The organism is Mesobacillus persicus (assembly GCF_900109925.1).
GTDB classification, from domain to species: domain Bacteria; phylum Bacillota; class Bacilli; order Bacillales; family Cytobacillaceae; genus Mesobacillus_B; species Mesobacillus_B persicus.
The window spans coordinates 40,084-48,300 of record NZ_FOBW01000025.1 but is presented as its reverse complement, the minus strand read 5'-3'; the positions used below and the strand labels follow the sequence as shown (position 1 = coordinate 48,300).

7 protein-coding genes and 1 pseudogene are annotated in these 8,217 nt (G+C 39.1%); 6 read left to right on the top strand and 2 right to left on the bottom strand.

Features of this window, described 5'->3' with window-relative positions; all coding sequences use genetic code 11:
* A pseudogene (locus BMX30_RS21765) lies at window positions 1-194 on the bottom strand (IS21 family transposase); the annotation flags it as partial.
* A gap of 151 nt (window positions 195-345) precedes the next feature.
* Between BMX30_RS21765 and BMX30_RS23720 the strand changes: the two are divergent.
* The 6 genes from BMX30_RS23720 (at window position 346) to BMX30_RS21745 (ending at window position 7,121) form a co-directional block, all read left to right on the top strand.
* Window positions 346-522, top strand: a complete 177-nt coding sequence (locus BMX30_RS23720) for a hypothetical protein (RefSeq protein ID WP_170843971.1) — start codon at window positions 346-348, stop codon at window positions 520-522.
* A complete protein-coding gene (locus BMX30_RS23715) occupies window positions 497-634 on the top strand; it encodes a hypothetical protein (RefSeq protein WP_170843970.1) in 138 nt (45 codons plus the stop codon). The genes BMX30_RS23720 and BMX30_RS23715 overlap by 26 nt, the downstream gene beginning before the upstream one ends.
* 1,069 nt (window positions 635-1,703) lie before the next feature.
* Window positions 1,704-4,256, top strand: coding sequence for a KAP family P-loop NTPase fold protein (locus BMX30_RS21760; RefSeq protein WP_244532693.1), 2,553 nt, complete (start codon window positions 1,704-1,706; stop codon window positions 4,254-4,256).
* A 223-nt stretch (window positions 4,257-4,479) separates the two neighbouring features.
* The gene (locus tag BMX30_RS23710) at window positions 4,480-4,629 is read left to right on the top strand and encodes a hypothetical protein (RefSeq protein WP_090750306.1); all 150 of its coding nucleotides are present in this window, start codon (window positions 4,480-4,482) and stop codon (window positions 4,627-4,629) included.
* Window positions 4,630-5,037: 408 nt separating this feature from the next.
* Complete coding sequence (locus tag BMX30_RS21750) at window positions 5,038-6,573, top strand: YifB family Mg chelatase-like AAA ATPase (protein ID WP_090750304.1); 1,536 nt, start codon at window positions 5,038-5,040, stop codon at window positions 6,571-6,573.
* Window positions 6,573-7,121 carry an REP-associated tyrosine transposase gene (locus tag BMX30_RS21745; protein WP_090750302.1) on the top strand — a complete coding sequence of 183 codons (549 nt, stop codon included), beginning with the start codon at window positions 6,573-6,575 and terminating at the stop codon, window positions 7,119-7,121. Before BMX30_RS21750 ends, BMX30_RS21745 begins: the two co-directional genes overlap by 1 nt.
* A gap of 412 nt (window positions 7,122-7,533) precedes the next feature.
* On the opposite strand, the gene BMX30_RS21740 is transcribed toward BMX30_RS21745, so the two are convergent.
* Complete coding sequence (locus tag BMX30_RS21740; RefSeq protein ID WP_090750301.1) at window positions 7,534-8,055, bottom strand: competence protein ComK; 522 nt, start codon at window positions 8,053-8,055, stop codon at window positions 7,534-7,536.
* Window positions 8,056-8,217: the final 162 nt, after the last annotated feature.

Here is an 8,217-nt window from a genome sequence, read left to right as displayed (position 1 = left end):
ATTGCCTTTACTGGCCCTAGTACCGGAGCAACCCTGGTCTGTTTTTTCTGTGGCTGTTTGTTGAAATCCTCCCTATCTGCATACTTCTTTATAGTTCTTGGATCTCTTCCCATTTTCTTTGCTACTTCTGAATACCCGTAGCCTTTATTGTTAACTTCATGTCTGATATAATTAATCTCGGCCACTGCCAACATCTCCTTAAATACCTCCTGCACGTCTTTGTACCCAACAGGAAGTGTATGTGTATTTGGGAATGTTGACAAGTGGTTTTTTTAATTTGTGCAGGCCCCTCGGGGCCTGCACAAATTAAATGCCATAACCTACATTTTTATGATGCCATAAACAATGACGACTCAAGTAAAGCAACAAGGTGTTAATAAAGATATGCAGGAAGAGATGGTGGGTGTTCTTACGGCTATTAGTATTGTTTCTAAAAGACTAGCTAATCGGCTTAGCCAACTTGATGAACAAAATGAAAGGAAAGGAGAAAAGGTAAATGAGCAAAACAAAACTCGCTCTTGATGTAGTGACTGACTTACGAAATCTAGCAGGTAGTATTGAAACTTTGGTGTTTGCATTGGGATTCGGTGCCTGTCACCACCCGAGTTTTGTCGAGATTTATAGAATGATATAAGTATAACCCTGAGTCTTATAACAAGCTCAGGGTTATAATGATTAATGGAGGAGAGGCTTTTTGTTATCAAACAACAAGAAGTGCTCTTATTTGTCTTTGTATTTTATTTCTTATTTTTAATCCCAGTTCTTTTATTAGGGTGAAGCACAAAGGTATAGGGTTTATTGGCTAACTCCACGGTCATATCTCGTAACTGTTCGGCCTTTTTCAGTTTGGGATGGGACAGAGGGGCTGGTTCCTTGTCCCAGAACCTTTTTGGGCAAGTGGATTGTGTGCCCCAGCGTTGCATCTATAAACGATTCAATCAGTGCTTGAATGCTTGTTTGCTACATCACTCCGCTGCATAGTGTGGGTAAAGCACTTGCTTGCTGATGTTAGGTTTGTTTAAAAAGATCAATTTGAAGAAGAGGGCGGATTGTGTAAATTAACAATGTTTCTTTGATTATTATTTATTTGGTTCTTGTTTGTTTTTCTTTCTTTATTTAATATGTTGTTTTTCTACAGTAGAGGTTGTACTGTTGGATTCAATTGTTTAGGATAGACAAATGATGTGTGGGACGCGGGGACTGACCCTAATAGTTGAAAGAGTACAGCATAAATTAATTAAAGTGTTGAGGGATCATAGAAATTCTCCTATTAACATGGAGATAACTTAGAATATAGTGACTCATTATTAAATGGTTAATCTGGTTCACAAATTGACAAATACACCTTTTAACAGGTAAACAAAACACCTGATAGTTAAGCATCCCAGAAGGGATGCTGGCATAATGTTGAATTTCAATTGGATCCTTAATTTCCTAGAAATCAAGGGGTTATAAAATAATAAGATTATTAACTTTTGTCCAATCAAGATAGTATAATGGTGCTAGAAATATGTGCTGGTGAACCAGTCACATAAGCCGTTAAAGATGTCACTTATTAATACAAAAGGATCATAGTGATCATAGCGAGGGGTAACTCTTCCTGTTTAAGGGGGAATTATAGCAGCATCATTTGAAGCCGAAGGGCTACTTAATAAATAAACCCATGTTGTGGATTGTGGAAAGGGGGATTATGATTGGAGAGAATGAAGGAAATCATATTACAATCATCCATTGTATTCATTCTTCTTATTATTATTGAAAAGTTATTAATTAGTTCTATGAATCGGATCTCATCTTATATAGAGTCCTATTGGTATTTTCTACCCTTTCTCATTGTTATTTTATTCATATTATTAGATGAGATAAGAAAACGGAAAGTTATTAAAAATACATTTCGAATCCCGGCTTTTCAGTTAAGAGCGGATACAATTGTTATCTCTACTTTATTAGCATTCTTGCTATACAAGGTTGCTTCAAATTTTGAATATGCTGAAGGTACTCTGAACCGTTCGCTCGTATATATTGGATTTGCAGGAGGAGGATACATCCTTTGGATGGTTATTCGTTCAATTGCATCCTATGTACATAAAAAAAATAAAGTGAAAGGGTTGAATGAAAAGCTCTTTCTCGATTATCCAATTGAGTCGGACAAAGATGATCAGTTGGATCGTTCAACCTTTGCAAAAAGAATTTCAACGGTTATCGGCATGAGGGGTTATTCAGAAGGCTTAGTAATTGGTCTTTATGGTGAGTGGGGAAGTGGAAAGACATCTGTGCTAAACTTGATTGAAAACTCATTAAAAGATGAAGTTGTTTTCCGTTTTAATCCATGGTTTTTTGAAAATGAGAAAGAGTTAATAAGGCAATTCTTTATCCAATTTGGAATGGCAGTAAGGAACAAGGGTGGGGCAGAACAATCAATCTTACTTGAAAAAATGCTGAGAATTTATGGAGAAAAGGTTGCCTCGTTAAAGGTGAATATGGGATTTGCCTCTTTGTCCATTAACAATATCACCTCTTTTTTTTCAGAGAAATCCGTTTCAGCAGATACAGATATTATGGAACTACGGGAATTGATCATAGAGCTACTGGAAAAAAACGGACAGGGGATTACGGTGTTTATTGATGACATTGACCGTCTAAATCGCAATGAAACACAAACCGTCTTTAAACTAGTAAAATTAATTGCCGATTTTCCTTATACTGCGTATATTTTGGCGTTTGATGATCGTCTTGTTGCTAAAAGTTTAGCAAATCAATATGAGGATAACTCTTCTCAAAATAAGGGGGATTCCTTCTTAGAAAAGATTATTCAGGTGCCATTACATATGCCTCCAGCTGACCCTGCTGTTTTACGAAGTATGGTTCTTTCAGGAATAGACAGGATTCTTGAACTAAACCAAATTGAATTAAGGAAAGATGAAGTTCATCGATTTGTTAGTACTTGGGATCGGTCTATTGGACATGTTATTTCCACACCTAGAATGGTAAAACGGTATTTAAATTCCCTGCTCTTTTCAATCCCATTATTAAATAATGAAGTGAATACTGTCGATCAGATTCTCATTGAGTCTTTAAGAGTGTTTTATCCAGATTTATATGGATTCTTAAGATTGAATTCAGACCTTTTTTTAACCCCTGGTCGAAGTGGCTCCGATGATAGAGAGAAGGTCAAACAATACAGGGAGAAGTTACAGAAGGTTATGCAACCATACAATAAAGAGGAGCGATTAGCACTTGAGATATTATTACAAGATCTATTTCCGAGGACGAAACTAGTTTTTACAGATAATACTTATTATGGGCATTCATGGGATAGAGGGTGGACAAAGGAACAAAGGATCTGCTCCAGTGAGTATTTTGATCGTTTTTTTAAGTATACGGTTCCAGCAGGCGATGTTCCGGATAACTGGGTTAAAAACCTTTTAACGATAGTGGAAGAAGGGCAGGAATCAGAAGTACAAAACGAAATTAATAAAATCATTCATCAGCAAGGAATTTCAAGATTCATCCAAAAACTAAGGTATATTGAAACAAGTGTACCAATTTACACAGCAAGGAAACTCGCGGAAACTCTGGTCATGTTAGGATCCCATTATTCACGGAAAGATGGAGCATTTGGGCTTGTCACGACTTGGAATCAGGCAGCTATTCTGATTACAAATTTTATGAAACGAATTTCAAAAACGGAAAGAGTAGATTTTTCAAAGCATTTATTGGGAATCGCTCAGCCCCTATCGTTTTCAAAGGAAATTCTATGGTGGATACACCCTTCTGAGAAAAAGAATATTGATGAGGTTATTCATACGGAGGAAGAGATTGTTGAGATCGTCCCTACATTAATAAAAAGAATAGAGATTGCAACAGTGGAAATCGACTTCCTTGATCAATATTCCACTGAACAAGATGTGTACGGTCTTTTATGGATTTGGAAGAAATGGGGGACAAAGGGGGAAGTTGAAGGAAGGATTAGGTCATGGTTTAAAGAAGAAAAAGGGGTTGAAAGATTTCTCTGTTCTTTCCTTTCGCCTTCTTATAATCTGGAGACTGGAATTCCTCATACTAGGCCTTTTAGTAAACAGGAATACGATGCTGTTCAGGCTTTAATTCCTCCGGATGAACTCTATCACCAATTAGAAGCAAAATATGAATGTCCTGCAGACTATATTGAGGATACAGATATTGAAAATAACTCTTCATACAAGAGGGTTGCTCAACAGTTTATGTGGATACACAGGAATCAGGTTGGTGGTTAAGTTAATTGACCCTGTCTGTCCCGGATCTATTTAAGAATTGTAATAGGTTTGGGGAAATAAGTAGAAGGGACATAAAAGCTTTCGGTGCCAGGCACCACCCGAAATTTGTCGAAGATTGATAGGTTTTTAGAGAGAAAGCGAATGATAAAATGGAGTTGCAGCTGAATATTGTGAGGGTGGTTGGTTGTCGGTCTTCTTCCATTAAGGGAAGGAGGTGATAATCATGGAAACATTTCTTGATCTTATTCGTGAAATTCTAAAGGGGATTGTACGGGAGTTAAGTGCACATTTCTTTAGGAAAGCCGTTATAGAAAACAAGAAAACCACCCCGCGCCGTAGGAAGCAAAAGGGTGGTTCTCAAAAAAATAATTAACATAGACAACCGCCACCCTTACGGTATAGCAGTTGCAGGGAGAAGTGTTAGCGCACTTCTCTCTTTTTTATTATATATCCATTATACAGCAATTTATTCCTAACGAGAAGGGGAGGCCAAGGGAATAACGTGACTACGCAATCATAAGAACGATTGATGGGGATCAGTCCACTGTCGAACCTCGATTCTTCTTTCTTCTGCTCTACTCAAAAAAAAATTATAAAGGCTTGAAGGAATTTGTGTATATATGTCGAATCGATAAATCAAGTAGGTTAACCAGTTCCATTTTCTAATTGCTGGTCTTCTTACACTCCATCCATTCGTGTTTCCTCTTTTTTATCCTGTCGTATTACATTAAATTGTTCTTTCCCTTTGTAATGAAAACTAAATAAGCTTGGAGGTTTTTTTGTGACGGTTAAAGTATCCAGTGTTGGTCTTAAGGGGCTTGAGGGTTACCGTGTGCAAGTGGAGGTTCGGATTTCCCCCGGGACGGAGTCGATGATTATTGTGGGTTTGCCGGATGCGTCTGTGAAAGAGTCACGAGAGCGGGTGATTGCGGCATTGAGTCATTTTGGTGCGGATGTCACCGACATGAAGGTGGTGGTGAATTTGTCGCCTTCGGAGCAGAAGAAAAACGGTCCGTTGTTTGACTTGGCCATTGGGATTGCTGCTTTAAAAGAACTGGGAGTGATTGAAGGTGAAATTCCGAGAGAAACGGCATTTATTGGAGCTTTGTCACTTGATGGAACGGTAGAAAAGGCTGAAGGGATGCTGCCAGCGATTGTGTCTGCTAAAGAACTTGGTATCAAGCAAATCTACTTTCCTCATGATCCGCTCATTCCGATTCATATGATGGAGGACTTGGAATGTATTGTCGTTCATCATATTGAAGAGGTTGTTCACCACTTAGATGGTCAAGATTCCCTTTCGTTCCTCCCGCCTTACGAACCCTCTAATTCTATTCCTTCTATTCCAGAACCATATCAAAAGGACTTCTGTCATGTCATTGGCCATGAGTATCCAAAAAGAGCACTGGAAATCGCGGCAGCAGGAGAACATAATGTGCTCATGAGTGGCCCGCCAGGCTGTGGCAAAAGCTTACTTGCAGAAACTTTTCCATCGATTCTTCCTTCATTAACCAATAAGGCACAGTTGCAGGTGATTAGTCTATACCAGCTCGCGGGTGAAAAGCGATTATTTCATCAAAGTGTTCCTTTTCGACATCCACATCATTCAGCCTCCTCCGTTGCGATTATTGGGGGTGGGTCTTCTCCAAGACCAGGAGAGATTTCGCTTGCACATAAAGGTGTTTTGTTTCTTGATGAGATTGCGGAGTTCACGAAAAAGACGCTTGATATGCTTAGACAGCCGCTTGAAACCGGGAAAGTAACAATTAGTCGCGCTCACTCTACTGTGACCTATCCGAGTTCATTTCTTTTGGTTGGAGCGATGAACCCTTGCCCTTGTGGCTATTTAGGATCCAATAACCATTACTGCACTTGTTCGCCTAAGCAAATTCAAGCGTACCGGAATCGATTATCAGGGCCAGTGTATGACCGAATTGATATTTTACTATCATTACAGTCCATCAATTTAGAGCAACCTTCGAAACAACAAGAATCCTCTGCGGTGATACGGAAGAGGATTGCAGAGGCCCGTGAATTCCAGTATCAGCGCTATCAAAGTGAAATCTCCAATGCAAAGGTTCCGTTTGAAATCCTAAGTGAAAAGAGCCCGTTAACTAATGAACAGCAAAAAATGCTTTCAAAGGTGTCCGCTAAGCAAAACTGGAGCAATCGCGTTCAGATCAAAATCATCAGACTCGCACGAACGATCTCAGATTTGGCAGGAGAGGAGTTTATAACGGACAGCTCTATTTGGGAGGCCTTTAGCTTAAGAAGGTTGAGTGTCCAAAAGCAGCAAAGCATAGCGAGGGAAACATAATGGGTCGAGTAAAGCGAACGTTTATCCCCAACCAATTTTATCATGTAGTTTGCCGGGGCAACCGGAGAGATCCGCTCTTTCGAAATACAACTGATTTTCAAGCGTTTCTCCACATTCTCCAACAGCTTCATGAAAAATACCCTTTTGAGATTGCCTCCTATTGTCTCATGACAAACCACTTCCATCTCCAAATTCGTTCAGAAGAGGTTCCACTTTCTAAGATCATGTCCTTGATGAATAAGCGTTATGCAAACTACTATAATACGAAATATCGTATAACAGGACATGTGTTTGAGAAACGGTTTTATGACAAGTTGATTGACGACAAAGAAGGCATGCTCGAGGTCAGTCGCTATATCCATTTGAATCCCGTTGCGGCAAGAATGGTCAAGCAACCAGAGTATTATCCTTGGAGTAGTTATTATTTATACAGGTACCCTCAATCTATTCCACCTAGTTTTCTGAACGTTAACCGTCTTTTAGATTATTATGAGGGGTCGATGGGGGAGAAGCGGGAGAAGTATTGTGGGAGTTTGTCGTCACAGTGACGGCAAGATATATATCATAAAACGGCATGGGAACGTATCGTCCATTTTGTCTTTAGCCATTATGAATATTTCATTTTTTCTTGCTCTACGTTCCTTGCTAGAATTAATTCTTCCTGTTTTTAGAATGATTTATATAGGCTCGGAATCTCCGGATTCAGGCGCAATCCACTGTCACCACCCGAGTTATTGGGGAAGCAAAGGGCTGCTTCCTCTTCATGTTGGACAGTGAATCCGTCAGTTTCTGGGACAATTAATAACGTCAATTTCAGGACATTATAGAACGATATTAACAATTAGAAAGAGAAGGGTTTCTGTAAACGATAAATTAGAATCAACAGTTTTCCATAAATTAAAGAATTATAGGAGGGGAGGCTCTTTGTTAATAACAAAAAGCACTCCTTCTTATATTCCTCTATCTCTTATCTTTTACCCCGCGTCTTTTGATAGGTTGAAGTACAAATGTAAAAGGTTTATTTGCTGACTCGACGGTCATATCTCTTAACTGTTCGGCGGTTATTAGTTTTGTATTGAAGGATGATAGTCTAACTGGGACGATGAGTGTGGTGTTGTTATTGTATGTAATGAGAGTCTTTCGGTTGATGCTGGTTGTTCTTTTTATCGGATTGGGATTTAACCAAATGGTGTCTTCGTGTTTGGGAGAACGGGTAGGGAACAAGACGATTTGGTGGATTGGATTGACCATGATTGGACACATATGGACATCACCAAGCAGCCATTTGGATGTCTCGAGTGCTCCTCTTAGATTGAAGCCAATGGCTCTAATACTATCATTAAGGACTTCCATTGGGGATTTATCGACAATGAATGTCCGATTGGTTTCTGTGACTTGGGTGCATAGCTTCCCAAAGCGGTCATAATGGCCCCTCATGTAGTGGAATTGCGGAGTGATGATATAGTCTTTTTCAATGAACAAGTGGTTCGACTCCTTTTAGTTGAATTATGTTTAGTATTGAACAAACAAATGTAAGCGCTTTTAAAAATAGTGAAAATAGGAGTGTAGATTGAGCTTGAGATGAGGTGTATTCTGTGGTGACTTGATCAGTTGCTTTCTTAGAAAAAACTTGTGTTCCTTGAT